Source organism: Pseudomonas sp. B21-048 (assembly GCF_024748615.1).
Lineage (GTDB): Bacteria > Pseudomonadota > Gammaproteobacteria > Pseudomonadales > Pseudomonadaceae > Aquipseudomonas.
In genome coordinates, this window is record NZ_CP087168.1 from 747,037 (window position 1) to 773,115 (window position 26,079).

The 26,079-nt window shown below is 57.5% G+C and carries 24 protein-coding genes and 3 pseudogenes; 16 read left to right on the forward strand and 11 right to left on the reverse strand.

What is annotated here, in order from left to right; translation table 11 throughout:
* Window positions 1-107: 107 nt before the first annotated feature.
* Window positions 108-452 (reverse strand): cupin domain-containing protein, encoded by a 345-nt coding sequence (locus tag LOY56_RS03310; RefSeq protein ID WP_258619882.1) that lies wholly within the window; start codon window positions 450-452, stop codon window positions 108-110.
* Between the two features lie 200 nt (window positions 453-652).
* Complete coding sequence (locus tag LOY56_RS03315; protein WP_258619883.1) at window positions 653-1,798, reverse strand: CE1758 family FMN-dependent luciferase-like monooxygenase; 1,146 nt, start codon at window positions 1,796-1,798, stop codon at window positions 653-655.
* Between the two features lie 373 nt (window positions 1,799-2,171).
* On the opposite strand from LOY56_RS03315, the gene LOY56_RS03320 reads away from it, so the two are divergent.
* The 5 genes from LOY56_RS03320 (at window position 2,172) to LOY56_RS03340 (ending at window position 8,586) form a co-directional block, all read left to right on the forward strand.
* Window positions 2,172-2,333, forward strand: a complete 162-nt coding sequence (locus tag LOY56_RS03320; protein ID WP_258619885.1) for a hypothetical protein — start codon at window positions 2,172-2,174, stop codon at window positions 2,331-2,333.
* 129 nt (window positions 2,334-2,462) lie between these two features.
* The gene (locus LOY56_RS03325) at window positions 2,463-3,566 is read left to right on the forward strand and encodes an efflux RND transporter periplasmic adaptor subunit (protein WP_258619887.1); all 1,104 of its coding nucleotides are present in this window, start codon (window positions 2,463-2,465) and stop codon (window positions 3,564-3,566) included.
* Window positions 3,563-6,640: a MexW/MexI family multidrug efflux RND transporter permease subunit gene (locus LOY56_RS03330; protein ID WP_258619889.1), complete on the forward strand. Its 3,078-nt coding sequence runs from the start codon at window positions 3,563-3,565 to the stop codon at window positions 6,638-6,640. The genes LOY56_RS03325 and LOY56_RS03330 overlap by 4 nt, the downstream gene beginning before the upstream one ends.
* A 9-nt stretch (window positions 6,641-6,649) precedes the next feature.
* Complete coding sequence (locus tag LOY56_RS03335) at window positions 6,650-8,080, forward strand: efflux transporter outer membrane subunit (protein WP_258619891.1); 1,431 nt, start codon at window positions 6,650-6,652, stop codon at window positions 8,078-8,080.
* Window positions 8,081-8,223: 143 nt separating this feature from the next.
* Complete coding sequence (locus LOY56_RS03340) at window positions 8,224-8,586, forward strand: helix-turn-helix transcriptional regulator (RefSeq protein ID WP_258619893.1); 363 nt, start codon at window positions 8,224-8,226, stop codon at window positions 8,584-8,586.
* Between the two features lie 97 nt (window positions 8,587-8,683).
* Here the strand turns inward: LOY56_RS03340 and LOY56_RS03345 are convergent, their stop codons facing one another.
* The 4 genes from LOY56_RS03345 to LOY56_RS03360 all read right to left on the reverse strand — a co-directional run bounded on the left by LOY56_RS03345 (window position 8,684) and on the right by LOY56_RS03360 (window position 11,947).
* Window positions 8,684-9,889: an ISL3 family transposase gene (locus LOY56_RS03345; RefSeq protein WP_258614918.1), complete on the reverse strand. Its 1,206-nt coding sequence runs from the start codon at window positions 9,887-9,889 to the stop codon at window positions 8,684-8,686.
* Between the two features lie 132 nt (window positions 9,890-10,021).
* Complete coding sequence (locus LOY56_RS03350; RefSeq protein WP_258619896.1) at window positions 10,022-10,393, reverse strand: MerR family transcriptional regulator; 372 nt, start codon at window positions 10,391-10,393, stop codon at window positions 10,022-10,024.
* 48 nt (window positions 10,394-10,441) lie between these two features.
* Entirely contained in the window at window positions 10,442-11,017 is a 576-nt protein-coding gene (locus LOY56_RS03355; protein ID WP_258619897.1) for an NAD(P)H-dependent oxidoreductase, read from the reverse strand.
* Window positions 11,018-11,062: 45 nt separating this feature from the next.
* Window positions 11,063-11,947: a LysR substrate-binding domain-containing protein gene (locus LOY56_RS03360; protein WP_258619898.1), complete on the reverse strand. Its 885-nt coding sequence runs from the start codon at window positions 11,945-11,947 to the stop codon at window positions 11,063-11,065.
* A 134-nt stretch (window positions 11,948-12,081) separates the two neighbouring features.
* On the opposite strand from LOY56_RS03360, the gene LOY56_RS03365 reads away from it, so the two are divergent.
* Window positions 12,082-12,846 carry a sulfite exporter TauE/SafE family protein gene (locus LOY56_RS03365; protein ID WP_258619899.1) on the forward strand — a complete coding sequence of 255 codons (765 nt, stop codon included), beginning with the start codon at window positions 12,082-12,084 and terminating at the stop codon, window positions 12,844-12,846.
* On the opposite strand, the gene LOY56_RS03370 is transcribed toward LOY56_RS03365, so the two are convergent.
* Window positions 12,836-13,150: a putative quinol monooxygenase gene (locus tag LOY56_RS03370; protein WP_258619901.1), complete on the reverse strand. Its 315-nt coding sequence runs from the start codon at window positions 13,148-13,150 to the stop codon at window positions 12,836-12,838. The two genes, LOY56_RS03365 and LOY56_RS03370, sit on opposite strands and share 11 nt — an antisense overlap.
* 160 nt (window positions 13,151-13,310) lie before the next feature.
* Between LOY56_RS03370 and LOY56_RS03375 the strand changes: the two genes are divergently transcribed.
* From LOY56_RS03375 to LOY56_RS03385, 3 genes are all read left to right on the forward strand, one after another.
* Entirely contained in the window at window positions 13,311-13,901 is a 591-nt protein-coding gene (locus LOY56_RS03375) for an NAD(P)H-dependent oxidoreductase (protein ID WP_258619902.1), read from the forward strand.
* A gap of 181 nt (window positions 13,902-14,082) precedes the next feature.
* Entirely contained in the window at window positions 14,083-14,994 is a 912-nt protein-coding gene (locus LOY56_RS03380) for a LysR family transcriptional regulator (protein WP_258619903.1), read from the forward strand.
* A gap of 134 nt (window positions 14,995-15,128) precedes the next feature.
* Entirely contained in the window at window positions 15,129-16,574 is a 1,446-nt protein-coding gene (locus tag LOY56_RS03385; RefSeq protein WP_258619904.1) for a SulP family inorganic anion transporter, read from the forward strand.
* Window positions 16,575-16,621: 47 nt separating this feature from the next.
* On the opposite strand, the gene LOY56_RS26945 is transcribed toward LOY56_RS03385, so the two are convergent.
* The gene (locus tag LOY56_RS26945; RefSeq protein WP_408980372.1) at window positions 16,622-17,485 is read right to left on the reverse strand and encodes a methyl-accepting chemotaxis protein; all 864 of its coding nucleotides are present in this window, start codon (window positions 17,483-17,485) and stop codon (window positions 16,622-16,624) included.
* Window positions 17,477-18,541: pseudogene (locus LOY56_RS26950) on the reverse strand (methyl-accepting chemotaxis protein); the annotation flags it as partial. The pseudogene LOY56_RS26950 and the gene LOY56_RS26945, both read right to left, overlap by 9 nt.
* 259 nt (window positions 18,542-18,800) lie before the next feature.
* Between LOY56_RS26950 and LOY56_RS03395 the strand changes: the two are divergent.
* From LOY56_RS03395 to LOY56_RS03405, 3 genes are all read left to right on the forward strand, one after another.
* The gene (locus LOY56_RS03395) at window positions 18,801-19,472 is read left to right on the forward strand and encodes a histidine phosphatase family protein (protein ID WP_258619906.1); all 672 of its coding nucleotides are present in this window, start codon (window positions 18,801-18,803) and stop codon (window positions 19,470-19,472) included.
* Between the two features lie 31 nt (window positions 19,473-19,503).
* Window positions 19,504-20,367, forward strand: a complete 864-nt coding sequence (locus LOY56_RS03400) for a phosphatase PAP2 family protein (protein ID WP_258619909.1) — start codon at window positions 19,504-19,506, stop codon at window positions 20,365-20,367.
* Window positions 20,368-20,652: 285 nt separating this feature from the next.
* Window positions 20,653-20,901 carry a helix-turn-helix transcriptional regulator gene (locus LOY56_RS03405; RefSeq protein ID WP_258619910.1) on the forward strand — a complete coding sequence of 83 codons (249 nt, stop codon included), beginning with the start codon at window positions 20,653-20,655 and terminating at the stop codon, window positions 20,899-20,901.
* Between the two features lie 369 nt (window positions 20,902-21,270).
* On the opposite strand, the gene LOY56_RS03410 is transcribed toward LOY56_RS03405, so the two are convergent.
* Window positions 21,271-21,639, reverse strand: coding sequence for a DUF6124 family protein (locus LOY56_RS03410; protein WP_258619912.1), 369 nt, complete (start codon window positions 21,637-21,639; stop codon window positions 21,271-21,273).
* A 498-nt stretch (window positions 21,640-22,137) separates the two neighbouring features.
* On the opposite strand from LOY56_RS03410, the pseudogene LOY56_RS03415 reads away from it, so the two are divergent.
* The 4 genes and pseudogenes from LOY56_RS03415 to LOY56_RS03430 all read left to right on the forward strand — a co-directional run.
* Window positions 22,138-22,458, forward strand: a pseudogene (locus tag LOY56_RS03415) (ShlB/FhaC/HecB family hemolysin secretion/activation protein); the annotation flags it as partial.
* A gap of 4 nt (window positions 22,459-22,462) precedes the next feature.
* Window positions 22,463-23,288 (forward strand): annotated as a pseudogene (tnpC, locus tag LOY56_RS03420) (IS66 family transposase); the annotation flags it as partial.
* 348 nt (window positions 23,289-23,636) lie between these two features.
* Window positions 23,637-24,212, forward strand: a complete 576-nt coding sequence (locus LOY56_RS03425) for a hypothetical protein (protein WP_258619914.1) — start codon at window positions 23,637-23,639, stop codon at window positions 24,210-24,212.
* Window positions 24,213-24,289: 77 nt separating this feature from the next.
* Window positions 24,290-25,108: a hypothetical protein gene (locus LOY56_RS03430; RefSeq protein ID WP_258619916.1), complete on the forward strand. Its 819-nt coding sequence runs from the start codon at window positions 24,290-24,292 to the stop codon at window positions 25,106-25,108.
* Window positions 25,109-25,238: 130 nt separating this feature from the next.
* Here the strand turns inward: LOY56_RS03430 and LOY56_RS03435 are convergent, their stop codons facing one another.
* Window positions 25,239-26,021 (reverse strand): helix-turn-helix domain-containing protein, encoded by a 783-nt coding sequence (locus LOY56_RS03435; RefSeq protein ID WP_258619918.1) that lies wholly within the window; start codon window positions 26,019-26,021, stop codon window positions 25,239-25,241.
* Window positions 26,022-26,079: the final 58 nt, after the last annotated feature.

Consider the following 26,079-nt stretch of genomic DNA (forward strand, 5'->3'; position numbering starts at 1 on the left):
TTCGCTTCGCGAACCAGCGGGAGCAAGCTCCCTCGCCACAAGGGATGCGCATTCCAATCAGTTTTTTTTCCGAGAGACCACGTCGGGTGGTCTCTCGGTTTTTTGCATCAGGCAAACACGAAATACTTACGCACGGTCTCAACCACTTCCCACGTGCCTTTCATGCCTGGTTCGATGACGAAAATGTCACCGGCGCGCAGGTGAGTCGGCGCCATGCCTTCCGGGGTGATGATGCAGTAGCCTTCCTGGAAATGGCAGTATTCCCACTTCACGTATTCCACATACCACTTGCCCGGCGTGCAGATCCAGGTGCCCATGATCTTGCTGCCATCTTCGCTGGTGTACGCGTTGAGGTTGACGGTGTGCGGGTCGCCTTCCAGCTTTTCCCATTTGCAGGCATCGAGCACGGGCAGCGGATGGGTATCGCGTAGGACGGTAATCGGTGCGGGCATGTCAGCTCCAGGCTAGTGGCAGGATTGAATGACCAGCCTATCGTCGGGAGGGGGCACCCGGATGTCTGGGGTCGACATCCAGTTACCTGTAAACGCTGAATGGCAAGAGCCTCTGCCTGGATGCACGGCAACCGCTTAAAGGCGCGGCCTGACTCCATTCAATGGCCCACAGGTCAATCGTGGGCCATTGACGCAGCGGTTTATCGTCCGGTGACGCTGTCATGTTGCGTAGTCTTGAAGCCCGGTCGCGGTTCAAGCGGCGGCGTTTGCATCGAACGCAAACGTGCCAGGCGACTGGCGTGGGTTGGTGGCTCGGCGGCTAACGGGGAACGACGCTTGCGGGTCTCTTCGCGCAATACCGGCAGTACTTCCTTGCCGAACATGTCGAGTTGTTCCAGTACGGTTTTTAAAGGAATACCGCCATGGTCGAAGAGAAAAAGCTGTCGCTGGTAGTCGCCGAAGTGCTCGCGGAACGTCAGGGTCTTGTCGATGATTTCCTGAGGGCTACCCACGGACAACGGGGTCATCGCCATGAACTCTTCAAGGGAAGGGCCATGACCGTAGACCGGGGCGTTGTCGAAGTAAGGGCGGAATTCCCGTCGCGCGTCCTGAGAGTTGCGGCGCATGAAAATATGCCCACCCAGGCCGACGATGGCCTGTTCCGACGTGCCGTGCCCGTAGTGCGCAAACCGTTCACGGTAAAAGTCCACCAGCGCGATGAAATGCTCACGGGGCCAGAGGATGTGGCTGGCAAAAAAACCATCGCCGTAATACGCCGCTTGTTCGGCGATTTCCGGGGTACGAATCGAGCCATGCCAGACGAAGGGCGGCACGTCGTCCAGCGGTCTTGGGATGGAGGTGAAGTTCTTCAAGGCGGTGCGAAAGCGACCACTCCAGTTGATGTCTTCTTCGCGCCAGAGCCTGTGCAGTAATCGATAGTTTTCCATTGCCAGCGGCAGGCCATCGACGATGCTCTTGCCAAACCAGGGATAGACCGGTGCGGTATTTCCCCGGCCAAGCATCAGGTCCATGCGGCCGCCTGCAAGGTGTTGCAGCAACGAGTATTCCTCGGCCAATCGCACCGGGTCATTGGTGGTAATGAGGGTGGTGGACGTCGACAAAATAATGCGCTGGGTCTTTGCCGCGATGTACGCCAGTAACGTGGTGGGGGAGGACGTGATGAATGGCGGATTGTGGTGTTCGCCTGTGGCGAACACATCCAGGCCGATGTCTTCGGCTTTTTGCGCGATTTGCAGGGTGGCCAGTATGCGCTGAGATTCACTTGGGGTACTGGCGTTGGTCGGGTCTTGTGTGACGTCGCCAACGGTGTAGATCCCGAATTGCATAAAGCCTCCTTGCCTTGCGTGTAGGTGTGTTTGAAGCCGGTGCCTCGAGGTTAAATAAACGAGGCACTTGAAATGTACGCCTGTACACGTACAATCGCAATTCTGGGTCGGCGTCCAACGGACATTTCGCACAGCTGACAAGGATGGGAGCAGGGCATGGAGCTGGGATTTATTGGTTTGGGCACGATAGGCGTGCCCATGGTGCTGAACCCGTTAAGGGGGCATCGCTGTTGGAAGTGATGCACGACGCGCCGGCTCACACTAATACTGGAAAATTCAGAAGTCGTAACGTGTCTTGCGCGATGGCTTTTATTAAAAAAATATAAAACTACCTCTTCGCCTGCTGATCATTAAGTAATAACCAGGAGTCGTTATGAAAAGTCTTATGCAACGGAACAATCCTCCCGCTGAGTTCAATGAATGGCTTGAGAAAACGCGTGCGCTGAACCCGTTAATCATCGGGCATAGGGATTGCGGCGACCAGATGATTGGCAAGTTTTATCTGGATAAGTCCAATGCGCTAACGACAGCGTAAATAGTTATAAATAAATTCGGCGTGTTATGAGTGATTAATCACAGGGATTAATAGCGCGTCGGGTTTGTGCCGCCTCTTTTATTAATTATTGAACTTTTGCGCTCGCAGTTAGAGTCAAGGGAGTGCCACATGCTTGCTCGAAATAAAGTTAAATCACGGGTGTTTGTTCTGCTGGTCATTGTTATTGGCAGTGCCTTCGGTTGGCGTTTCTGGTGGCCTGCGCCGGTTTCGGCCGAACAACGGATACCCAATACCAAGGTCGGTTTGGCGCAGGTCAAGAAGCAGCCCTACACCTATTACCTGGAAGCGATCGGCAAGCTTGAGGCTCAGCGCCAGGTGCTGGTGTCGGCCGAAGTCAGCGGCAAGGTCGTGGACATCAACTTTGAGTCCGGTGATCAAGTGACGGCGGGGCAGGATCTGCTCACGCTCAACGACGCGCCGGAGCAAGGTGAACTGGTTCGCCTGAGGGGCGAGTTCGAATCGGCCAAGGCGCAATTTGCCCGGGTGCAGGAACTGGCGAAAACCGGTGCCGAAAGCCGTCGGGCCTTCGACAATGCCCGTGCCCAATATGACGCGGCGAAAGGCGACATGGAGCGCATGCAGGCGCAGATCGCCCAGCGTCATATCCGTGCGCCGTTCGCGGGCACCCTCGGGATTCGTCAGGCGCATCTGGGTCAGTACCTGGAGGCCGGTGGCGCTGTCGCGACCCTGACCGACCCCGGTGTGCTGCGGGTCAACTTTACCCTGGCCGAGCGCGATGGCTCCCGCGTACAGCTCGGCCAGACCGTGCAGGCGAAAGTCGATGCCTGGGCGGATATGAAGTTTCAGGGACAGATCGTGGCGGTCGATCCACAGATCAATCAGTCCCACACCATCAACGTCCAGGCCGTGATCACTGACACGAAAAAACTGCTGCGCCCAGGTATGTATGCCCGAGTCTCGGTTACGTTGCCGCAGACTACCGAGCTGGTGATTCCGGAAACGGCCATCACCTACAACGCCTACGGCGAAAGCGTTTTCTCCGTGTACACCGATGACTTGGGGGTGCAGAAGGTCAAGCGCGAGAGCATCAAGGTCGGTGAGCGCCGCGATGGCTGGGCGGTTGTCGACAAAGGTTTGAACGAGGGCGTGCAGGTGGTGACTTCCGGGCAGTTGAAACTCCATGACGGAGTGGCTGTGGAAGGGGTGCCGGACACGGTTGGCCTTAACCTCACCACTGGGTTGGAAAAATGAAATTCACCGACATCTTTCTCCGCCGCCCCGTGCTTGCAGTGGTGGTCAGTACGCTGATCCTGCTGTTCGGCGTGCGTGCGTTGCTGAACCTGCCGATTCGTCAGTATCCGATGCTGGAAACCTCGACCATCACGGTCACTACCCAATACCCAGGCGCTTCGTCGGAGTTGATGCAGGGCTTTGTAACGCAACCGATCAGCCAAGCAGTGGCCTCGGTGGAGGGCATCGATTACCTGTCTTCGGCGTCGACCCAGGGCCGTAGCCAGGTGACGATCCGGATGGCACTCAACAGTGATTCCATCTCTGCGCTGACCGAGGTCATGGCCAAGGTCAATCAGATCAAATACCGTTTGCCCAAGGATGCCTATGACCCAGTAGTGGAACGCACCTCGGGTGGTTTTACCAGTGTGGCCTACGTGGCGTTCGCCAGTTCCAACCTGACCATTCCAGAGATGTCCGATTACATTTCCCGCGTCGTCGAACCGATGTTCGCCGGCATCGAAGGCGTGGCCAAAATCAACATCATGGGCGAGCAGAAACTTTCCATGAGGCTTTGGCTGGATCCGCAACGCCTGGCGGGCTACGGATTGACCGGCCAGGACGTGTCGAAGGCGATCGAAGGCAACAACTTCCAGGCCGCCCCGGGGCAGGTCAAGGGCTTGTATGTGGTCAGCAACCTGCGGGTCAACACCGACCTGAACAGTGTCGAAGATTTCCGCGACATGGTGCTGCGCAACGACAACGGCCGCATCATCCGCGTGCGGGATGTCGGGACTGTCGAGCTCAATGCCGCTTCAACCGATACCAGTGGTTCGATGAGTGATGTGCCGGCGTTGTTCCTCGGCCTGGACGCCGCACCGACCGGCAACCCGCTGGTGATCGTCAAACGCGTACGGGAACTGTTGCCGCAGATCCAGGAAACCTTGCCGCCGGGTGTGACGGTACAAATTCCGTTCGAAGTGGCGCACTTCATTCAATCCTCGATTGATGAAGTGTCTTACACGCTGCTGGAAGCTTTGGTGATTGTGGTCCTGGTGATTTACCTGTGCCTGGGTACGTTCCGCACCGTGCTGATTCCGTTAGTGACCATTCCGCTGTCGATGCTCGGCGCCGCGATGTTGATGCAGATGTTCGGCTTCAGTCTGAACCTGCTGACGTTGCTGGCGATGGTTCTGGCCATCGGCCTGGTGGTGGACGATGCGATCGTGGTGGTGGAGAACGTGCACCGCCACATCGAGGAAGGCAAATCCCCATTCGATGCCGCGTTGATCGGTGCCCGGGAAGTGGCTGGGCCAGTGGTCGCGATGACGTTCACCCTGGCGGCGGTGTACGCGCCTATCGGTTTGATGGGCGGGCTGACCGGCACGCTGTTCAAGGAGTTCGCGCTGACCCTGGCAGGGGCTGTGGTTATCTCCGGCATCGTTGCGTTGACGTTGTCGCCGATCATGAGTACCCGTCTGCTGGATGCCAAAAGCAGCGAAGGCTTCATGGCCGTCAAGGCCGACCGCTTCTTCCAGTCTTTGGCCAGTCGCTATGGCGCGTTGCTGGGCGGCTCGCTTGCGCGTCGCTGGATCAGTCTCGGCGTGGCCCTGGTGATCTTTTTCAGCCTGCCGTTTCTATACCGCTCGGCGCAAACCGAACTGGCGCCGCTGGAAGATCAGAACATTCTGCTGACGGCCATCAAGGCGCCGCAGCATGCCAACCTCGATTACCTTGAAGCGTACGCCCACAAGCTCTACGAGACGTTCAACCAGATTCCCGAGGGCTACAGCAACTGGGTGGCCAACGGTTCCGATGGACTGTCCAACAGCGTCGGCGGGATCAACCTGGTGGACTGGGACAAGCGCGGTCGCGACGCCAACACGATCCAGCCCGATTTGCAGGCACGGGTCAACGAGATCGAAGGCACCAGCATCTTTGTGTTCCAGATGCCGCCCTTGCCGGGTTCCACCGGTGGGTTACCGGTGCAAATGGTCATTCGCAGCGATCAGGATTACCTGGCGTTGTTCAACGTGATGGATCAGCTCAAGCAGGCGGCTCAGGCCAGTGGTTTGTTTGCCGTGGTCGACAGCGACCTGGACTTCAACAACCCGGTGGTGGAAATCCAGATTGATCGCGCCAAGGCCAACGCCCTGGGCATTCGCATGCAGGATATCGGTGAGACCCTAAACAGCCTGATCGGCGAGAAATACGTCAATCGGTTCTCCTTTCACGGGCGCTCCTACGACGTGATTCCGCAGTCGATTTCCTCGGACCGGCTCACCCCGGAAACCCTCAAGTTGTATTACGTGAAAGACCAGAAGGGCAATCCGGTGCCGTTATCGACACTGGCCACGCTCAGCATGAAAGTCGAGCCCAACCGTTTGACCCAATTCAACCAGCAGAACTCCGCCACGTTCCAGGCCATTCCGGCACCGGGCGTGACCCTGGGTGATGCCGTGGGCTTCTTGCAAAAGCAATCGGAAGGGTTCCCGGCCGGCTTCAGTTTCGACTGGCAGTCCGATGCCCGGCAGTACGTGCAAGAGGGCAACAGCCTGGTATTAACCTTCGGTCTGGCGCTGGTGATCATTTACCTGGTGCTTAGCGTGCAATACGAGAGCTTCCGCGATCCGTTCATCATTCTGATCAGCGTACCGCTGTCGATTTGCGGGGCGCTGGTACCGCTGGCGCTTGGGATGACGTCGCTGAACATTTACACGCAAATCGGCCTCATTACTTTGATCGGGTTGATCAGTAAGCACGGCATTCTGATGGTCGCGTTCGCCAATGAATTGCAGCGCAAGCAGGGCATGGATCGGGTTCAGGCGATTCAACATGCCGCGCAGGTTCGCCTGCGGCCGATTCTCATGACTACCGCAGCAATGGTGGTGGGGCTTGCGCCCTTATTGTTCGCCAGCGGTGCCGGCGCCAACAGCCGCTTCGGGCTGGGCCTGGTGATTGTAGTGGGCATGCTGATCGGCACGCTGTTCACGCTGTTTATCCTGCCCTCGGTCTACACCCTGCTGAGTTCGATCAAACAGCCCACCCGCGCACCTGAAGCCACGCTGGTCAGTGCGCCGCAACCCATCATGTGAGGATGTTGTATGTATCGGATTACACGCTTCATGCTGGCGCCACTGGCTGTTTCCATCCTGATGGCGGCAGGCTGTGTGAACTATGCCGGGATCGATCATCAGGGCACCTTGTTGTCGGTTGACGATCTGCACTCCAAAACGCTGCAAGACACACTGCCGCCCGCCAATTGGCCTCGTGCCGACTGGTGGACTTCGTTGGGTGACCCGCGATTGGGGGCCTTGATCGAAGAGGCCTATGCCAGCAACCCGGACCTGCAGGAAGTGTCGGCACGGGTCGCCAAGGCCAACGCGTTTCTGGATTTGCGCGAGGCCGAGCTCTACCCCGAAGTCAATGCTTCAGCCGGCGTCACCCGTGCCCGACTGTCACGGTACGAGGACTACAGCGGAGAGGGCCGGAACTATGTTACCGCCCGATCGCTGGCCGTTAATTTCAACTACACCTTTGATCTATGGGGTGGACAGCGCGCGGCCTGGGAGTCGGCACTCAACAGCGCCATGGCGGCCGAAGTCGACCTGCAATCGTCGAGGCTGATTCTGACGGTCAATGTGATCAAGGCCTACAACCAACTGGCGTACGCCTGGCAGGTGTCGGAACTCAATCGCCGGGACCTAGCGCGGTTGAGCAAACTGGTGGAACTGTCGGACTCACGCTATGCCTCGGGGCTGGATAACCTGTCGCAGTTGAAGCAGGTGAAAAGCCTCAAGGCGCGCTCGGAATCAACCTTGATCGGCGCACTGGATGACATCGAAATCGCCCGGTTGCAATTGTCGGCCCTGGTCGGCAAGGGCGTGGATCGCGCGCAAAGCATCGACCGTCCTTCTAGTCTGCAAGCCAGTGTGGTGGCGCTGCCTGCTCAGTTGCCGGCGCAACTGGTCGGGCGTCGGCCAGACATCGTGGCGGCGCGCTGGCGGGTCGAGGCCGAGAGCAAGAATATCGATGCGCTCAAGACCACGTTTTACCCCAACATCAACCTGGTGGCCTCGGCGGGGACTCACGCCTTGTCCGGGGATGCGTTGCTGGCCAGCGTCAGCAAATTCTGGAACATCGCACCGGCCGTTTCCCTGCCGATTTTCGATGCCGGGCGCTTGCGCTCCGACCTCAAGGCCGGCAATGCCGAACTGGATATTTCGATTGCTCACTACAACAAAGTGCTGACCTCGGCGCTGCATGAAGTGGCGATTTCGGTCACGCAACTACGCTCCTTCGAACAGCAGATTGTAGTGCAGCGCGATGCCTGCGCCATCGCCCAGTCGTCCTACGATCTTTCTCAGTCCCGGTACAAGGCCGGTGAAGATACGTTCCTGGATGCGTTGAACATTGAGCAACAATTGATTCAGGACGAGATGCGCCTGGCCTTCCTCAGCAGCAAGCACATCGACAGCTCGATTTCGTTGATGGCGGCCTTGGGCGGCGGCTTCCAGGAGCGAGAGATGCAGTAAGAGCGAACGGGGGATCGCAGGGAGGCATGTAGTGCTCGGGGTGGTTATCGTGGGGGTGTACTTTTTGTGTATAGTCTTACAGTTCTCGTATAGACGAATCCTAGTCAGACACCTGCTGTCGATATCATCAAAGGTACCTACCTATGAACGTTGCAAATCACCCTAATCAGGACCAGATCTTATTAGAGAATGTTCTGTCCGCGCTGGGTAGCCCGTTGCGTCTGACCGTATTGAAGGTGTTGGCCGATGGTCAGGAACACCCGTGCGGGCGGATTCTCAAGGGGGCGTCGAAATCGACGATGACGCATCACTGGCGGGTCCTGCGTGACAGCGGTCTGATTTGGCAACGGCCGTACGGTCGTGAAAACCTGTTGTCTTTACGCCGTGAAGACATGGATCAGCGTTTTCCGGGGCTGCTCGATTCACTGCTGGCCGCGGTCAAGTTCGATGAACAGACCGTCAAAGTGATCAGCAAGCATGAAGTAAACGAAGATGCCGGCGTTTGAGTTGAGGTTGTAACGCTACGCCGCAAGTGAAGGGCCAGCCCTTCACTGCAACCAAAGTGGTCATGAAGCTCGACTCCTTGGGCTTTTTTTTGGTTCTTCACGGATTACCGGGAAAGACGCTCTTGATCTTCATGAAAAAGAATTCGCTGTCCCGGTAACCGTACGCCATCCGCTTAATGACCTTTATTCGATTGTTTATGCCTTCCAGCTGACCCGTGTGCATCGGCCAGCGAACCCGGCTGACGATGCCCCGCCAGTAACCCTTTAGTCGCTTTGCAAACTGGATCAGAGCCGGTATTTCACTTTCTTGAGCATGGCGCAGCCATTGCTTCCAGGCTGATCGCCAGCCCCAAGCGGTGCTCGGCGTCCAAAGCGTTTTGAGTTCAGCCTTCATCAAGTAGACCGTCATCAACGCTTGGTTGGCCGCCAGCAGATCCTCCAAACGGACCTGTTGCTCCGGCGTTTTCAGGTTCTGCGGATTACGCAGAAGCAGCCATCGCGCTTGCTTGATGACCTTGCGCGCAGGCTTGTCGTGACGTAGCCGATTAGCTTCGTCGACGCGGACTCGATCAATGACCTCTCGGCCATATTTGGCCACCACATGAAAGAGGTCGTAGATCACTCGCGCGTTCGGACATTGCTGGCGAACCTCCAGGTCAAACGCGGTGTTCATGTCCATCGCCACCGCTTCTATGCGAGCGCAACCCTGCGGTCCGAGCTCTTCGAAAAATGGCCTGACCGCCGCTCGGCTGCGGCCTTCGCCGATCCACAGCACTCGTCGTGTATCCGCATCCAGCACAACGCTGGCGTAGCGATGACCTTTGAACAGGGCGAATTCGTCCATCACCAGGCGCCGTGGCTGCGCCTTCGGCAAAACACTCAGCGCCGCTTGCAAGGCCCGACGCTCCAGCAACCGCACGGTGTCCCAATGCAGCCCAAACATCTGAGCCACGTGCAGCGTGGGCAGACGCTCGCAGGCTTGAATGACGGCCTCAGACAGGCGGCGCGTCATGCGGGCATAGCGATCCAGCCAACTGACGGCTTCCATGCGTTTGCCGCAATCACGGCAGCCAACACGTCTGAGCAACACGCTGAGACGCACCGCACGGCCGAGGATGGGCAAATCACGAACGGTTCGCTCGCAATACTCATGAGTGGTTGAACAGGGCTTTTGGCACCCGCCACAAGATGGGAACCGGGTGGCGTGAGGGGTTAGATCGATTTGTAGGGTATCGCCATCAGGCTTGATGGTGACAACAGAAAAGCCCTCCCAAAAAGGAAGGAAAGTATTAATATCGCGCATAAGAACGCCGGTTTGTTAGATGTGTTTGCTCGCACGAACATCATCAATCAAATCGGCGTTCTTGTTTCTGTGTTTCCCGGGATTCCGTGAAGAACCTTTTTTTTTGCTCAACGAGCGTGCATCAGGGAGCGGTCAAGGTCCCTCTAACAGGCAGTCCTCCCAGGCGTTCTGCAGGCTGCTTTCGAACTCGACCAATTGCGCGTGTCGCTGTGTCAGCGCCGCAATCTGGTCGTTGATTTCCTGTTTCTTGTTGGTGATTGCCTGTTGCGCCTGAACCCATGACGGCGGCTGGCCGTTTTGGGAAGCGAAAGCCGCCTGCAATTCCTTGAGCTTGAAACCCAATTGCTGGGCGCACTTGATGAAGTTCAGCAGGTCGACGCTGTGTTGGTCATAGACTCGGTAGTTGCCCCTGCGCCGGGCGGTAGGCAACAGACCGATAGCCTCATAGTGACGAATACTCTTGATCGTTGTGCCCGAGCGATGCGCGGCTTGGCCGATGTACATGAAAAGTCCTTTTTTGCCGAGGGTAAGCCAGCCCTATTATCGGCAGACTCATCGGCTGGCGATAGCCTGGGCTTGCAGCAGCCAGGTTTCGCGCTGACCGACGCTGGACCCCAGAACCGGCCCGAAGGTGAGCGTGCGCTGAGGTTTGATGCCGCAAAACGCCAGGGTGGTTTTGCGCATCTGATGCAACCCGGGCATGCGGTAGATCCAGCGGTAGTACCAAGGGGGCGTGTCCATGGTCACAAGCAGATGCGCACTGCGACCCTGCAGCAATTTGTCGGGGAAGGCTTTGCCTTCGCGATACTTGAAGGCGAAGCCTGGAAGCAACACCCGATCAAGAAAACCCTTGAGCAAGGCCGGTACGCCGCCCCACCAGATCGGGTAGACCAGGGTCAGGTGTTCGGCCCACAGAATGTCCGCCTGAGCGCGTCGCAAGTCGGCTTCCAGGGGCTGCACGTGCTGATAGCCTTCGCGCAGCACTGGGTCAAAGTTCATTTTTCCCAGCCACAGTTGGCGCACCTCATGCCCGGCCCGCAACGCCGATTGTGCGTAGCGTTCGGCAAGTGCGCCGCAGAAACTGTTGCTCGAAGGATGACCGAGAATCACCAGTATTCGTTTGCTCATCGTAACGGTCCCTGAAGATGAAACCTCAAGGGTAAAGTCTGCCCCTCAGGGGAGAGTCAAGACGTTCAGCAAGGCCTGGGCATAACCGGGCAGCACGGCGAAGTCCCGGGCGCAAAGCAACAGTTTGCGTCGGGCCCACGGCTCTTTCAGTGTGATGCTTTTGAACGGTATTTCTGCCGACCAACGTTCGACCGCCGCCAAGGGCACGATCGCCAGCCCGGCACCTCGGGCGACCATGCGCATCACGCCATCGAAGCCATCGGCACGGATGCGGATCTGCATCCGTAAGCCGCTGTGCAGGGCTTGTTCTTCCAGGTACACGGCCAAGGCGCTGTTGGCGTTCAGGCCGACGTAATCGTGGTGCAAGGTGGCGCTGAAATTTAACGGTCCGGTGTCGGCCAAGGGATGATCGCGGGGCAGGATCAGCACCAGTGGGTCGTCACGGAAATAGCGGGTCTGAAGGCCTTCAATATCCACGGCGTCGGACACGATGCCCAGGTCCGCCGCACCTTGGCGCAAGGCATGGGTGATGCGCGCGCTGGGCAGCTCTTGCAGGTCGATGTCGAGGTTCGGATGGTCACGCAGAAAGTCTGCCAGCAACTCCGGTAGGTATTCGGTGATCGCTGTGGTGTTGCACAACAACCGCACCTGGCCTTTGACCCCTTTGGCGTATTCGGCCAGGTCCTGCTGCATGCGCTCGGCCTGTTGCAACAGGACTCGGGCGTGCTGCGCCAAGGCCTTGCCGGCCGGGGTAGGGCTGACGCCGCGGCGACCTCGCTCAAGGAACTCGATGCCCATTGAGGCCTCCATGGCGCGGATTCGCGCGCTCGCCGCCGCCAGCGACAAATGGCTGCGGGCGGCGCCGGCAGTAATGTTGCCGGTGTCGAGGATATTCAGGTAAAGGCGCAGGTCGGTCAGGTCGAAGTGCATCGTTACAGCCTCGGGATGAAGATCGTTCCCACGCAGAGCGTGGGAACGATCAAATTCTAGCCTCTACCAAATCAAGAGGCAGCCTCAGTATATGGCAGATTTTCAAGGCAACCTTCAGGGCTCACCATAGCCCCATGAATACACTCGCCGCGTTCTACCAGAATCTGGGTTTAGCCCTGTCCTTATTGGTTATCGCCACCTTCCTGCTGGCCGGGATGATTAAAGGCGTGATCGGTCTCGGACTACCAACCATTGCCATGGGCTTGCTCGGTCTGGCTATGGCTCCATCGCAGGCTGCGGCGTTGCTGATCATTCCCGCTACCTTGACCAATGTCTGGCAACTGGCATTCGGCGGTCATTTGCGCGGGCTGCTGAACCGGTTGTGGCCGATGCTGTTGGCGATTTTCATCGGCACGGGTGCCGGTACTCTATGGATCGGCATGGCCGGTGGGCACTGGGTCGTGCGCGGGCTGGGGGCGGCGTTGTTGATTTACGCCTTGAGCGGGTTGTTCCTGCCGATCCTCCACATCGGCGGGCGCGCCGAGCGTTGGCTCGGTCCGCTCTGCGGTGTGCTGACGGGCATCATCACCTCGGCCACCGGCGTCTTCGTGATTCCGGCAGTGCCTTATCTGCAAGCGTTGGGCTTGAGCAAGGATGAACTGGTGCAGGCGCTGGGCCTGTCGTTCACCGTCTCGACCCTCGCGTTGGCCGCCGGCCTGTTATGGCGCGGCGCCCTCGGCGGTGGCGAGTTGAGCGCGTCACTGCTGGCGCTGATTCCGGCGGTGCTCGGCATTCTGCTGGGGCAATGGCTGCGCCAGCGGATCAGCGCCGTGTCGTTCAAACGTGTGTTCTTCATCGGCCTGGGCGTGCTCGGCGGCCATTTGCTGATCAGTAGCTAGCGGACGAAGCGCTGAGCATTTCGATCGGGCGGATATCAAAATCCCGCTCCAGATATTCCATGCGCATGTCGAGGAACTGCTTCATGTGCGGCAGATTGGAGTGCACATCCAGATGGGCCTGGGATTGCCAGATCTCGTAGAAGATAAACAGCGTCGGGTCCTGTGTGTCTCGCAGCATGTGGTACTCGATGCAACCGGGTTCGGCGCGACTCGGTTCGACGTAGGCACGGAAGAAGGCTTCGAAGGCCTCGGCTTTTTCCGGGCGGGTCTTGGCGTGCAGGATGAAGCCTTGCAGTTCGCTCATCAGGTTGTCCTTGAAAGTCAGAATCGGCGCAAGTTTATGGCAATAATCACCTATCGATTCGTGCGTATTGGTCAAATGAATTTTGCTGATTAAGCGCTTATTCCGCGCGAGTCGACTCGCTACTCTGCCGCCATCGAATTTCAACCTTGCGAGATCTTTCATGAAAAAAGTCCTGTTGCTCAATGGCGGTAAAAAATTTGCCCACTCCGATGGTCGCTACAACACGACGTTGCACGAAGCGGCGCTGAGCGTGCTGGATCGCGGTGGTGTGGATGTGAAAGCCACATTTATCGATGAGGGCTATGACGTCGCGGAGGAAGTCGCCAAATTTCTCTGGGCCGATGTGATCATTTATCAGATGCCCGGCTGGTGGATGGGCGCACCGTGGACCGTCAAAAAATACGTCGATGAAGTCTTCACCGAAGGCCACGGCAGCCTCTACGCCAGCGATGGCCGCACACGCTCCGACGCGTCGCAGAAGTACGGCAGCGGCGGTTTGCTGCACGGTAAAAAATACATGCTGTCGCTGACCTGGAACGCGCCGCAGCAAGCTTTCGACGACCCGACCGATTTCTTCGAAGCCAGGGGCGTGGACGCGGTGTACTTCCCGTTCCACAAGGCCAACACCTTCCTCGGCATGATCGGTTTGCCGACCTTCTTGTGCGTCGATGTGATGAAACGCCCGAATATCGAAACCGATGTGGCGCGTTATGAGCAGCATTTGACCGAGGTGTTTGGCTTACCGGCCTGAGTTTTCCGGCTAGTATCCGTCGCAACGGCGGGAAAGATCGTCCGAACGCGGCCCGAACCTGCGGCAGCTCTACAGATGGCGTACACCCGAAGGTTCGGGGTGGCGCGCAATCCTTGCAGGAGCTGCCGCAGGCTGCGATCTTGGCGATTCGTGCCACGCCGATTAGCAAACGAGGACACATGTGAAAGCCAGATCCGATGAGTTGCAGATTTTCGTCTGCGTAATTGAATGCGGGTCGATTTCAGCTGCCGCCGAACAGGTCGGGCAAACGCCGTCGGCGGTCAGCCGCACGCTATCGCGGCTGGAGGCCAAGCTCGACACCACGCTGATCAACCGCACCACGCGGCGCATGGACCTGACCGAAGAGGGCAAGTACTTTTTCGAACACGCCAAGCTGATTCTCGATCAGATGGACGAACTCGAAGAGCGCCTGTCCTCACGCCAGCAAACCCCCTCCGGGCGTCTGCGAATCAACGCCGCCTCGCCGTTCATGCTGCATGCCATCGTGCCGCACATCGAAGAGTTCCGCCGTCTCTACCCGGACATCCAGCTTGAACTCAACAGCAATGACCTGATCATCGACCTGCTCGAACAAAGTACTGACATCGCCATCCGCATCGGCACGCTGGCCGACTCGACCTTGCACGCCCGCTCCCTGGGTTGCAGCCCGCTGCACATCGTCGCCAGCCCGGCGTATCTGGAACAACACGGCATACCCGGTGCTGTCGAGGATTTGGCCAAGCACACGCTGTTGGGGTTTACCCTGAATGAAGGCCTCAACCAGTGGCCGCTGCGCTATGCCCACGGTGATCGCTGGCCGATTCAGGCGTCGATCAGTGCGTCCGGCGGCGAAACGATCAGGCACCTGGCGCTGGCAGGGCAGGGCATCGCTTGCCTGTCGCACTTCATGACCATCGACGACATCCACGCCGGTCGCTTGCAGGTGCTGCTGGCGGAGTTCAACAGCGGATATCGCCAACCGATCAACGCGGTGTACTACCGCAACTCGCAACTTGCCCTACGGATTCAGTGCTTCCTGGACTTCATCCAGGGTAAATTGGCGGCTTATGCGATTGCGGATTTCAGAGGCTGATTCGAAGACAATGCGTCATTGTTCATCGCGAGCAGGCTCGCGATTGCGTTTCCGGCGGTCCATTCACTGGCCGGCCCGTCCTCAATTCCGTAACATCCGCACTCTCTTTCCCCGCCTGTATTTTTAGGTAAACCATGAAACCCAAACGTCTGCGCGCCGATGTCCTGGCCGGGCTCACGACCTCTTTCGCCCTGCTGCCCGAATGCATTGCCTTCGCGCTGGTGGCCCACCTCAATCCATTGATGGGGCTTTACGGCGCTTTCATCATCTGCACCCTGACTGCACTTTTTGGCGGGCGGCCGGGGATGGTGTCTGGCGCCGCCGGATCGATGGCTGTGGTGATCGTCGCGCTGGTGGTGCAGCACGGCGTGCAGTACTTGCTGGCGACTGTGCTGCTGGGTGGGTTGATCATGCTGGCGTTCGGTCTGCTGCGGCTGGGCAAACTGGTGCGTATGGTGCCGCACCCGGTGATGCTCGGCTTCGTCAACGGTCTGGCGATCGTCATCGCCCTGTCCCAACTCGAGCACTTCAAAAGTGGTGAGGCGTGGTTGAGTGGCTCGGCGCTGTACCTGATGATCGGGCTGGTGGCGCTGACGATGGCCATCGTCTACCTGATGCCGCGCCTGACGCGTGCCGTGCCGCCGGCGCTGGTGGCAATTTTGGGCATTGGGCTGGCGGTGTATCTGCTCGGTCTGCCGACCCGAACCCTCGGCGACATGGCGCACATCGCCGGTGGTTTGCCGGTTTTTGCGCTGCCAGACATCCCCTGGAGCCTGGACACCCTGCGCATCGTCGGCCCTTACGCGATATTAATGGCGATGGTCGGTTTGCTGGAAACCCTGTTGACCCTGAGCCTGACCGATGAAGTCACCGAGAGCCGTGGCTACCCGGATCGCGAGTGCGTGGCATTGGGTGCTGCCAATATTGTGTCTGGCGTGTTCGGCGGCATGGGCGGCTGCGCCATGATCGGGCAAACCGTGATCAACCTCAGCTCCGGCGGTCGCGGCCGACTCTCCGGTGCAGTGGCCGGGATGATGATCCTGCTGTTCATCCTGTTTCTGTCGCCATTGATCGAGCGTATTCCGCTGGCCGCCCTGGTCGGGGTGATGTTTGTGGTGTCGCAGCAGACCTTCGCCTGGGCTTCGCTGCGGGTGCTGAACAAGGTGCCGTTCAACGATGTCTTGGTGATCATCGCGGTGACGGTCATTACGGTGTTCACCGATCTGGCCATCGCCGTGTTGTGCGGGGTCATCATTGCAGCGCTCAACTTTGCCTGGCAGCAAGCTCGCGAGCTGTATGCCGACAGCCAACAGGAAAGCGACGGCAGCAAACTCTACCGCCTGCACGGCACACTGTTTTTCGCCTCTACTACGCCATTCCTCAACCAGTTCGATCCTGCCAATGATCCGGCCCAGGTGACCCTTGATTGTCGCCACCTGAGCTTCGTCGATTACTCGGCCATCGCTGCGCTGAAGACATTGCGCGAGCGCTACGCCAGGGCGGGCAAGCAGCTACGCGTCCTGCATTTGTCCGAACGCTGCAAGAAACTGCTTAAACGCGCCAGCGAGCATCACGACTGAGTGATCCGTTCAGCCGTTCAGCCGTTCTTGAGTTTTAGTGGAGTACGTCAAACCCGGAAGTGGCTCACCATCAACTGCAACTGATTACCCAACCGCGCCAGTTCAACACTGGACGCAGCGGTTTCGTCGCTGGCGGCGGCGGTTTGTTCGGACACGTCACGTACGTTGATGATGCTGCGGCTGATCTCTTCGGCTACGGCGTTTTGTTGGTCGGCGGCGGCAGCGATCTGCTGGTTCATCGACTGGATGTTCGACACCGTGCGAGTGATGTTTTCCAGGGAAGAGCCGGCCTTGCGCGTCAGCACCACACTGCTGTCGGTCAGGGCGCGGCTATTGTTCATGACCGCCGACACTTGCTGGGTGCCGTTCTGCAAGCCGGCCACCAGGCCTTCGATTTCTTCGGTGGATTTTTGCGTGCGCTGGGCCAGGCCACGAACTTCGTCGGCCACCACCGCAAAACCACGACCGGCTTCACCGGCACGGGCCGCTTCGATGGCGGCGTTGAGGGCCAGCAAGTTGGTCTGCTCGGCCACGGCTTTGATCACGTCCATGACGCTGCCGATCTTGTCGCTTTCCTGCTGCAGTACGCTCATGGCTTCAGTGGAGCGCGCCACTTCGCTGGCCAGACGCTCGATCTGGGCGATGGCTTCGTTGACCACTTTATCGCCTTCGCGTGCTTCGCCGTCAGCGGCGGCCGCAGCCCGGGAGGCTTCTTCAGCGTTGCGCGCGACTTCCTGCACGGTGGCCGTCATCTCGTGCATGGCGGTGGCCACCTGATCGGTCTCGATTTTCTGGCTGTTGACCCCGGCGCTGGTTTGCTCGGTCACGGCTGACAGTTCTTCGGCGGCGCTGGCAATCTGGGTGACGCCGTCGCGGATACCGCTGATCAAATCGCGCAGGGTCGCACCCATGCGAGCAATGCCTTGCTGTAACACGCCGAGTTCGTCGCGGCGAGTCACTTTGACGTCCTGAGACAGATCGCCGCCGGCGATGCGCTCGACCACGGCCAAGGTATCGCGCAACGGGCCGGTGATCTGACGGGTGATGATCACGGCGGCAATGACGCCCACCAGCAACGCCAGCAACGTGCTGATCAGTTGCAGCGTGCGGGCCTGGGTGCTTTCGACGTCACGACGTTCAAGTTGGATCTGATACAGCTGATCGCTCAGCGCCACGATGGTGGCACCTTGTTCGGTCATTTCCTTGCGCGCCTGCACCGCATCGGTGTTAGTGGCTTTATACGCTTGCAAGGCGCTGCGGTAGTGGTTCAGCGCGGTTTCCAGCTGACGCAGAGCCTCTTGCTGAGTCTGTGCAAAAAGCACGTTGAGCTGTTCCAGGCTGGCGATAGCCGCATCCAGCTGGGAAACGGCTTTTTGCTCGGTCTCGGCGTTGGGGTTGGCGGTGTAGCCACGCACTTCGTAGCGAGCCAGGATGAACGCTTCCCTGGCTGAAGTGATGGCCTGGAATTGTTCGAAGCGTTGATCGCTCAGGGGCATTTGCTGCACGCGAGTGCTGATCGCTTCAATCAACTGGCTGGCTGTTTCAGCGTTGGCGCCCATGGCATCGCGGGCGCTGTTACCGGTGCGGTAGGCGCTGCGCATTTTGTTCAGGGATATCTGGTAAGCGCTGATGGTCGCGCTCTGGTCTTTGAGCAGCTTGAGATTGTCCGGGCTCTTGAAACTCGACAGCAACGCTTGTTGTTGAGCGACGAAGCCATCGAGAGTGTTCTGCACAGTTTGTGCGGCGGTTTCATCGCCGTTGGTCAGCATGTATTGCAGGCGAACCACACGCAACTTGGTCAAGCCGGCGTTGAGCTGAGTGATGTCGCTCATCCAGTTGCTGCGGTCAATCAACCCGCCCAGGCTCGTCCAGCCGGTCAAGGCGAGGACGCAGGTCAATGCCAGGACCATGCCGAATCCCAGGCCCAGTTTCAGGTTCACGCTGATATTACCGAACCAGCTATTCATCAATATTCCTCCAGGAACGCTGTGCTACTTGATCGTCGGTTGGCTGGAAGATTGTTGTTTTAAGAGCCAGCAAGGGGTAACAGGTCTATATCGGCAGCAATCGCGTGAGCTGAAAGGATTTTGTTGGAGCGATTCTGTAACAACATTTTTTGGACGGGTCTTAAGCTTTTTTTCACATGGGTTTCACCGGCTACCGACGTGCGCCTCTTTACCCTCGCGATCGAATGAATGGGATGCCATGCCGGCAAGGCGGCTTGATGTGGAATTGAGACTGAGTCTGTTCGGGATAAAACGCTCGATTGATCTGAGCCGTTTGGCCCGTTATCGAAATATAGGGGTCGTGCTGGCCTCGGCGCTGTTGGTGATTCCACTGACCCTATGGCTGTTGCGGCCTGCTGCCGTCCCGGACCTGGCCCATGGCAATGTGACGGGTGCCCGGGCGTTGGTGACTGGTTGGGCCAGGGGCGACATGATCGTGCTGGTCCGCCATGTCGAACGCTGCGATCACTCCACGGCTGCCTGCCTGAGCGGCAATGACGGCATCACCGATCGCTCCCGTAGCGTGGCGGTGAGTGTCGGCGCGCAATTCGAGCATTTGGGTCTGAACCAGGCCGACATCTATAACAGCCCGATGATGCGTACGGCGCAAACCGCCGGTTACATGTTCAACAAAGTCAGCGTCGGTGAGGACTGGTTGATCCGCTGCAGGGGCAGCATGCTGCGCGATGCGCTGGCGCACAAGGTGGCCGGACGCAACCTGATACTGGTGACCCACAGCGAATGCATGGCGCAACTGGAAAAAGACCTCAAGCTGCCATCCTCTACCCTCGGCTACGGCGCCTCCCTGTTTATCTCCGCTGAAGAACCTCAGGCGCCGCGTATGCTCGGCTTCATCGAGGCTTCTGACTGGCGTTCGGTAATCACCCAATGAGTTTCATCCTCCCTTTGAATCAGGACATACGATGCTGACTTCTTCCCGTTACCGCTTTTACTGGGCGAACTTCGGTATCCCGCTGGCCTGTGCTGTCGTGGTGTTCCTGCTGTTTGACCTGACTAAAATCGACATCGCTTTCAGCGATCTTTTTTATGATCCGGCCACCCGGGTGTTTCCGTTGGATCATGTCCATCTGTTCGAGAAGATCACCCATAAATGGGCACGGATCATTCCGAACTGGACCGGTGAAGTTGCGATCATCGGCGCTTTGCTGTCGTTTCTCTGGCCGCGACTAAAGGCTGAAAAGCATTCGAAAATCATCGCATTCCTGGAAAAAATCAACGTCGCGCCAGTGCTTCGGTTTGCCAGCAAACACCGTCGAGATTTCCTCTATGTGGTGTTCGCGTTTTCCATCAGCACTGGCGTTATCCACTATCTCAAAGGCCACACCAGTGTGTATTGCCCAGTCGAAACGACTCAATACGCCGGGAAAATCGAACACAAGGAGTGGTACCAGAATTTCGACCTGCTGAAAGTCGCCGGCGACGGTCGCTGCTGGCCAGGTGGACATGCGTCGGGCGGCTTCACCATGCTCGCGCTGTACTTCGTGGCGCGTCGCTACCGCTGGCGGTATTCCAAGGCGCTGATGCACGGCTCGCTGCTGCTGGGTTTCATCTACGGCACAACGCGGGTTCTACAGGGTTGGCACTACATGTCCCATACCTTCTGGGCCGGAATCTTCGTGTGGCTGGCATGTTTGCTGACGGCATTGGCGTTCTATGGGCGAGCGCGGCTGGAGCTGCCCGTATTGCAGAAAGCTGCGACACCTGTCGGTGAGCCGTTTACAGGGTCACAAAGTAGTAAGCCTGACGCCCCGCCTTCATGGTCTTGAGTACCTTCCCAATGACTGCTAACAAAACGGCAAGCAAAAAAAAGCCCGCGGGAGGCGGGCAAACCGTAGTTTCTTGAATGAGCGAGAGGAATGTACAGGTTGGAGAGAGGCGGTGGGGTGAAGAAAAATTCATCCGGATGGCTGCCCTCCGGCGTGTCCAGTACCTCAGCTGTTTAAGGTAAATGAAGCCGCCACCATTCGGCCTCTGAGTGCGCGACGTACGCTGGGGTCGCATTGATGTTATGTATACGGTACATTTACATATCAATGTCGCGGTAACGGAACATGGATTATTCTTTGTTGATCTATCGCTTAGGTAAACAAATACGCGAAAAACGTATGAATCGTGGCCTGACGCAAGCAAAACTTGCCGAACTCGCCGGGCTGACTCGACAGAAAGTCATCGCAGTAGAAAAGGGCACTCTTTCTGTGAGCATGAGTGCTTATGCGCGGGTGTTAGGTGCTCTGGATTGCGAGTTTTCTGTCATTCCCGCAGCCATGCCGACCCTGGAAGAACTTGGTGAGCTGTTCTAATGAAAATGACTTCGCTCAAAGTCAGTACCCCTGAAGGGAGCAGCGGTCGAATCCTCACCAGCGCGCAGGATTTCATGTGAAGTCACACATCCGAAGGAGCGTATCCAGACACTGCTGGCTGCGTTGGAAGTGGTGTTGGAGCGCTATCCCCAGCATCGAGAGCAGGCACCTCATGTGGTCAGTGCCATTCAAAAAGCGGCGGCGCCATTTGTACTGACTTTTGGGTAGCCATTCATTTTCACGGGCTCCTGTAGAGACAAGGGCATGCATTCACACTCAAAACCCAACCGGCTAATGGTTTGCGGCATCAACAAAAATGGGCGACCTCGATAAGGCCGCCCATTTTTGCTTTTCTACAAGCGCAATTACTCAGTGAAAGACGGGAGGTTGGTCCACGGCCACCGACCCATTCGGATCGAGATTATCCCGCGCTCGGTTGACCAAAAGCTCGGTCAACATGGTCAACTGCTGAAGCGCCAGCGCCACATTGCGCTGCGGGCCTTCGAGCTGGTAGGCAAAGTCCAAAGTCATGACGTTGAGAGAGGCCAGGGTTTCGCTGGCATGAGCGAGCAGGGTGGTCGTGTCGACGTCGGGGCGGACGCTGAAGATGTTCCTGTTCGGGTTGCGCGGGCGGGCGCTGACGGCGCGTTCGGTGGCTTTGGGCCGTTGGGTTGGGTCGAGGGTTTCAGGCTGTGAGTCGGCCGGATTTTCAAGTGGGATTCGGGTGATCTTTTTCATAAGGGCGTTCCATTGGTTTAGGGACCCTTACGATGTTTCGGCTTGTCAAAACCGTCCGCAGGGTTTGTAGCGAAGAATGAAGCCTATCGTCCAGAAAGGTTGCTCGCCAGTTCATGAAGTCGCTACGGATTGCGGGAAATTTCCCAGGAGAACGTGGCTCAAATCCGTCAGCGAAAGCCTTTTCACGCGTGGGCAAAAGCGTGGCGACTCTGCGTCTGAAAAGATCTGCCCTGCGCAGGTCTGGCGAAGGTGTTTATCTGTTGTGGTTTCTGACGCGTCCTGTGGGATCCGTCCTTTTTTTGAGTAGAAAAATTTCTGCACTCTTGAACCGAAAGCGACATGCAGGGTCTGGTGTGCGCGTGTTTTGCGCATCAGCCGCGTGAGTATTGTTCGGAGTACGCCTGGGTCGGCGTTCCTCGAAATCAGGATTAAAAGGCCAATATTCGGCGCTTTGTCTGCTCGCGAGCGTGCTGTCATTTCCGTATCGAGGGATCGAACATGTTCTCACCCGCCCATTGGGCGAGGTTGTGCCTGGCTTTGCTGTGCCTTTCTCCGCTAATGCTCGCTTACGCTGCGCCCACTCCCGGTGATACGGACCTGATCCGTGAGCGTCAGGATCGCTTGCTCGAAGAGCAGCGTCGGCGACTTGAAGAGCTCAAGGAACTGCCAGGCAAATCCGCCGCTCCCGCAGCGCCTGCCGCGCCGACCGACAGTCGTTGTTTTCCGGTCAAGACCATCGAGCTCAAGGGCGCCGATGCATTGTCCGAGGGGGAGCGTCAACGGCTGCTCAAGCCTTATATCAACCAATGCCTGGGCGTTGCGCATCCGTAAAGTTTACGGTTGCCGTGGTTGCGAAACCGCTCCAGCCACAGCTGACAAACCTGCACAGTTAATCGAAAAGAGCATGGCCAGCCCGAGCGTGTTGGCGATGCTGCTAACCACCAAGTATGTCGACGGCTTGCCGCTGCATCGCTTCGAGACGGTGCTGAGTCGGCATGGCATCGAGATACCCCGCCAGACATTGGCGCGCTGGGTGATCCAGTGCGGCGAGCACCTGCAACCGCTGCTGAACCTGATGCGGGATCGGCTGCTGGAAAGCCCGTTCATCCACTGCGATGAAACCCGCGTCCAGGTACTTAAAGAACCGGATCGAGACCCGACCAGCCAGTCCTGGATGTGGGTGCAGGCCAGCGGGCCGCCCCATCGAAAAGTCGTGCTGTTTGACTACACCACCAGCCGTGCGCAGGAGGTACCCCTGCGCCTGCTGGAAAGTTACCGCGGTTACGTGATGACCGACGATTACGCTGGCTATAACGCCTTGGCGTTGCAGCCCGGTGTCGAGCGGTTGGCTTGCATGGCCCATGTGCGGCGCAAGTTCGTGGACGCTCAGAAAGTACAGCGACAACAACCCGGCAGAGCGCGCAATAAAGCCGTTTGTGATCGGTCGCAAGGCTTGGCTGTTCAGCGACACGCCCAAAGGCGCGACGGCCAGTGCGCAGATCTATAGTTTGGTCGAAACTGCCAAGGTCAACGGCCAAGAGCCTTATACGTGGCTGCGCCACGTACTGGAGCGACTGCCGCATGCGCAGTCGGTAGCTGACTACGAAGCACTATTGCCGTGGTACTGCTCACCGGAAATGCCACGGTAAACCGTTATCCCATCCGTAACTAGGTGGGGTTAATGGGTCGGTTACGGAAAAACCGACGGCCTATAGTGTGTCATTTGAGACGACGATGAACCCGGCTGATTTTGACCGAAGTCGAGAAGTGCATTTCAACAGGGCAAACGCTGCGTTAGATAACGCGTTAAAGTCATTTTTCTTAAGGAAAGTCTGATCCAGGCGCCAAGCCTCGATGGTGAGCAAGGTTGCTGGGACGTTCAGGTTAGATATTGCCCAATGTTAGGCACCGTTTTTTTGAAAGTAGTCACTAAATTCCGCTTTTGTCGAAAGTATTTCGATGGTCTGCGGTCATTCAAGTTTTGCAGGGACGTAATCATGAAAAAGACCACATTTTTAGTTTTAGCCGTGGCTCTGGCAGGCTGTCACTCAAACGTCAGGGACTCCTCTCCAAGCCTGCTCAAGGACGGGGTTCAGTTGGAGCAAACCAAGGTCGTCGCTGACGCGGACCACGCCAAGATCATCATGAAGGCGACAGGGTTCCCCCACCCGGTACAATTCTCCATACGGCGCAGTTCCGATGCGGATCAGCGTGCCGAGGTCTTGGGAACCGTGGTCGACTCCGGTCGTGGCAAAGTATTCGGTTGGATCGCCAAAATGAACGAGGTTGCCAACAGTGCCACCGTAAAACGCTTCCCCCAGCTGGAAGTGCAGGCTGATTCCGGGCAGGCGATTGAAGTGATCGGTGAATCTCGGGTCTACGACTCGAACTACTACCGCTACGCCAAGAAAATTGTTTATGCCTGCGGCCCTATGAGTTCCAGCTTCATACCCGAGAAGCAAAAGGTTTACCAGGTGGAGTTTGTGATCATTGGGGCAGGTTGTGAGCAGCATGTTTACGATGTCACTCAGCCACAGGAACGTATTCCCGTCGCGAACGTACCGGGCCTTTGAGTTCGACTTGAGAAACTAAATGTACGGGGGAGCCTAGAAATTCCTGAATGGTCCACTCCTCTGGCGCCGGTGAAAACATGAACTTTGAAAACGCGCTTAAAGCTCTGAATCTGCCGGAGGCGGTGGTCGCGTGTGCTGCCGGAAAAATCAGGCCACCCGTTTGCACTTTGGAGGCTCCTGCTCAATGGTTTGGTTTCCCGCCTGCGCTGATCCCAATCTGGAGTGACGGCTCTCGCCCTACCTATATTGGGTATTGGAAGCACTGGTTCGTGGAGCGGGAACCTTGCTTTGTAAAAATGTACATAAGCTCCGATCGTATGACGACTGAGATCGCCAGGACTTCTTCACAACTGTTTGGAGTCGTTGCGATGATGGCGATCAGTCTGGATGATGGGGTGACGTTAGGTCTTGAACAGTTCGCCGCGAGGGTGGGACTTGAGAGCTTGTCGGAGCTTGATGCAGTCTCCTTGAAAACGGGTGATGACCCCAAGGGTTTTCCCAAAGCAGAGCTATTTAAAACATTAACTCCCTTCGACTGTATCTCCTGTGACGGTACTCCCTATATGGGAGGGTTTCCCAATGAGTTCAGCAATGGAAACTGGTGGGAAACTAGCTGTTCCTTTGAGATTCTAAACAGAAATATGACAGTCCCAGAGGACGGCTCAAACTTGCCTGGCTGGTTTGACCCGGCTCAGGAAAAAACGACGCTATTCGAAGGTTTCATGTCGGCGGGTCGTCTGGACTATGCATGGCTGACATTGAACTCGACGGGTTGGTTGATTGCTGATGCAAGAAGGGCAATTGTTGAACTGCAGGCTCGCACCAGCGATGAGGCTCTTAATTGTGTTATTGCGTCTTGGCTATCCGTTGCTGACGTTGGGGCTGGAAGCTATTGAGTGCAGTAAAGAACGTGTAAAAGGAGCATGTCCCATCTTGAATAAGCTTTACACGTTCTGATCTATTTTCAGGACTAAACAGGGGCAGAGTATTTCACAGATCAAAGCGCTTGGTTTCAATAGCGATGCTTCAAAACCCTTCTTTTGGAAAATACCGACTGGGCGCCTCACCCAATATTCGACGGAAAACACTGGTGAAGGCACTTGGGCTGCTATAGCCCAGGTCAGTCGCCACCCGCGTAATTGCCTCCCCGTTACCCAAACGCACCACGGCCGCCAATAGACATGCCTGCTGGCGCCATTCGACAAAGCTGATACCGGTTTGTTGGCGAAATAGACGGGTGAATGTGCGGCGGCTCATCCCGACCTGCCGGGTCATATCATCAATCCCTGTCTCCAGCGAAGGTTGTTCCAGCAGGTTGCGGCAGGCGTGTGCCAACCTTGGCTCAACCGGAAGAGGTGCATTAAGCGATAGGGGCGACATACCTGCTATTTCGTGAAGCAGCAATGTCATCAGATGACCGTCCAGATGCTCCTTGGCATACAGTGCCGGAACGTCTATGGCGCGGATCAGTAGCTGCCGAAGCAGTGCCGACACGCCGAAGACCTGGCAGTGCGCAGGCAGGCTGAGCCGAGCCGCCGCGCAGTTACGGATGTAGGTATTCAGCATGGTGACCGGCCCGCTCATGCTCATCTCATGAGGAACTCCCGCCGGTACCCAGATGGCCCTTTGTGGGGGCACGACCCAGTTACCCTGGCTCGTGAATACCGTGATGACGCCGCAAGCGGCGTAGGCGAATTGCCCACGTTGATGCGTATGCAGCGCAAAGCGCTGGCCATCCAGATAGTCATTGGCCGTCACCACTGCATCGCGGGGTGTGTTTTCGTAGGGATCTATTTCAGTTTCGCGCATGGCCTGAATTTAATGTTTTATGACCTGGTAGTGCAAGCGAGCCATTACCTCTATTGCT

Coding starts and splice junctions, on each gene's coding strand:
- LOY56_RS03310 (WP_258619882.1), bottom strand. CDS start 452: ATGCCCGCACCGATTACCGTCCTACGCGATACCCATCCGCTGCCCGTG.
- LOY56_RS03315 (WP_258619883.1), bottom strand. CDS start 1,798: ATGCAATTCGGGATCTACACCGTTGGCGACGTCACACAAGACCCGACC.
- LOY56_RS03320 (WP_258619885.1), top strand. CDS start 2,172: ATGAAAAGTCTTATGCAACGGAACAATCCTCCCGCTGAGTTCAATGAA.
- LOY56_RS03325 (WP_258619887.1), top strand. CDS start 2,463: ATGCTTGCTCGAAATAAAGTTAAATCACGGGTGTTTGTTCTGCTGGTC.
- LOY56_RS03330 (WP_258619889.1), top strand. CDS start 3,563: ATGAAATTCACCGACATCTTTCTCCGCCGCCCCGTGCTTGCAGTGGTG.
- LOY56_RS03335 (WP_258619891.1), top strand. CDS start 6,650: ATGTATCGGATTACACGCTTCATGCTGGCGCCACTGGCTGTTTCCATC.
- LOY56_RS03340 (WP_258619893.1), top strand. CDS start 8,224: ATGAACGTTGCAAATCACCCTAATCAGGACCAGATCTTATTAGAGAAT.
- LOY56_RS03345 (WP_258614918.1), bottom strand. CDS start 9,889: ATGCGCGATATTAATACTTTCCTTCCTTTTTGGGAGGGCTTTTCTGTT.
- LOY56_RS03350 (WP_258619896.1), bottom strand. CDS start 10,393: ATGTACATCGGCCAAGCCGCGCATCGCTCGGGCACAACGATCAAGAGT.
- LOY56_RS03355 (WP_258619897.1), bottom strand. CDS start 11,017: ATGAGCAAACGAATACTGGTGATTCTCGGTCATCCTTCGAGCAACAGT.
- LOY56_RS03360 (WP_258619898.1), bottom strand. CDS start 11,947: ATGCACTTCGACCTGACCGACCTGCGCCTTTACCTGAATATCCTCGAC.
- LOY56_RS03365 (WP_258619899.1), top strand. CDS start 12,082: ATGAATACACTCGCCGCGTTCTACCAGAATCTGGGTTTAGCCCTGTCC.
- LOY56_RS03370 (WP_258619901.1), bottom strand. CDS start 13,150: ATGAGCGAACTGCAAGGCTTCATCCTGCACGCCAAGACCCGCCCGGAA.
- LOY56_RS03375 (WP_258619902.1), top strand. CDS start 13,311: ATGAAAAAAGTCCTGTTGCTCAATGGCGGTAAAAAATTTGCCCACTCC.
- LOY56_RS03385 (WP_258619904.1), top strand. CDS start 15,129: ATGAAACCCAAACGTCTGCGCGCCGATGTCCTGGCCGGGCTCACGACC.
- LOY56_RS26945 (WP_408980372.1), bottom strand. CDS start 17,485: ATGGGTGCGACCCTGCGCGATTTGATCAGCGGTATCCGCGACGGCGTC.
- LOY56_RS03400 (WP_258619909.1), top strand. CDS start 19,504: ATGCTGACTTCTTCCCGTTACCGCTTTTACTGGGCGAACTTCGGTATC.
- LOY56_RS03405 (WP_258619910.1), top strand. CDS start 20,653: ATGGATTATTCTTTGTTGATCTATCGCTTAGGTAAACAAATACGCGAA.
- LOY56_RS03410 (WP_258619912.1), bottom strand. CDS start 21,639: ATGAAAAAGATCACCCGAATCCCACTTGAAAATCCGGCCGACTCACAG.
- LOY56_RS03425 (WP_258619914.1), top strand. CDS start 23,637: ATGAAAAAGACCACATTTTTAGTTTTAGCCGTGGCTCTGGCAGGCTGT.
- LOY56_RS03430 (WP_258619916.1), top strand. CDS start 24,290: ATGAACTTTGAAAACGCGCTTAAAGCTCTGAATCTGCCGGAGGCGGTG.
- LOY56_RS03435 (WP_258619918.1), bottom strand. CDS start 26,021: ATGCGCGAAACTGAAATAGATCCCTACGAAAACACACCCCGCGATGCA.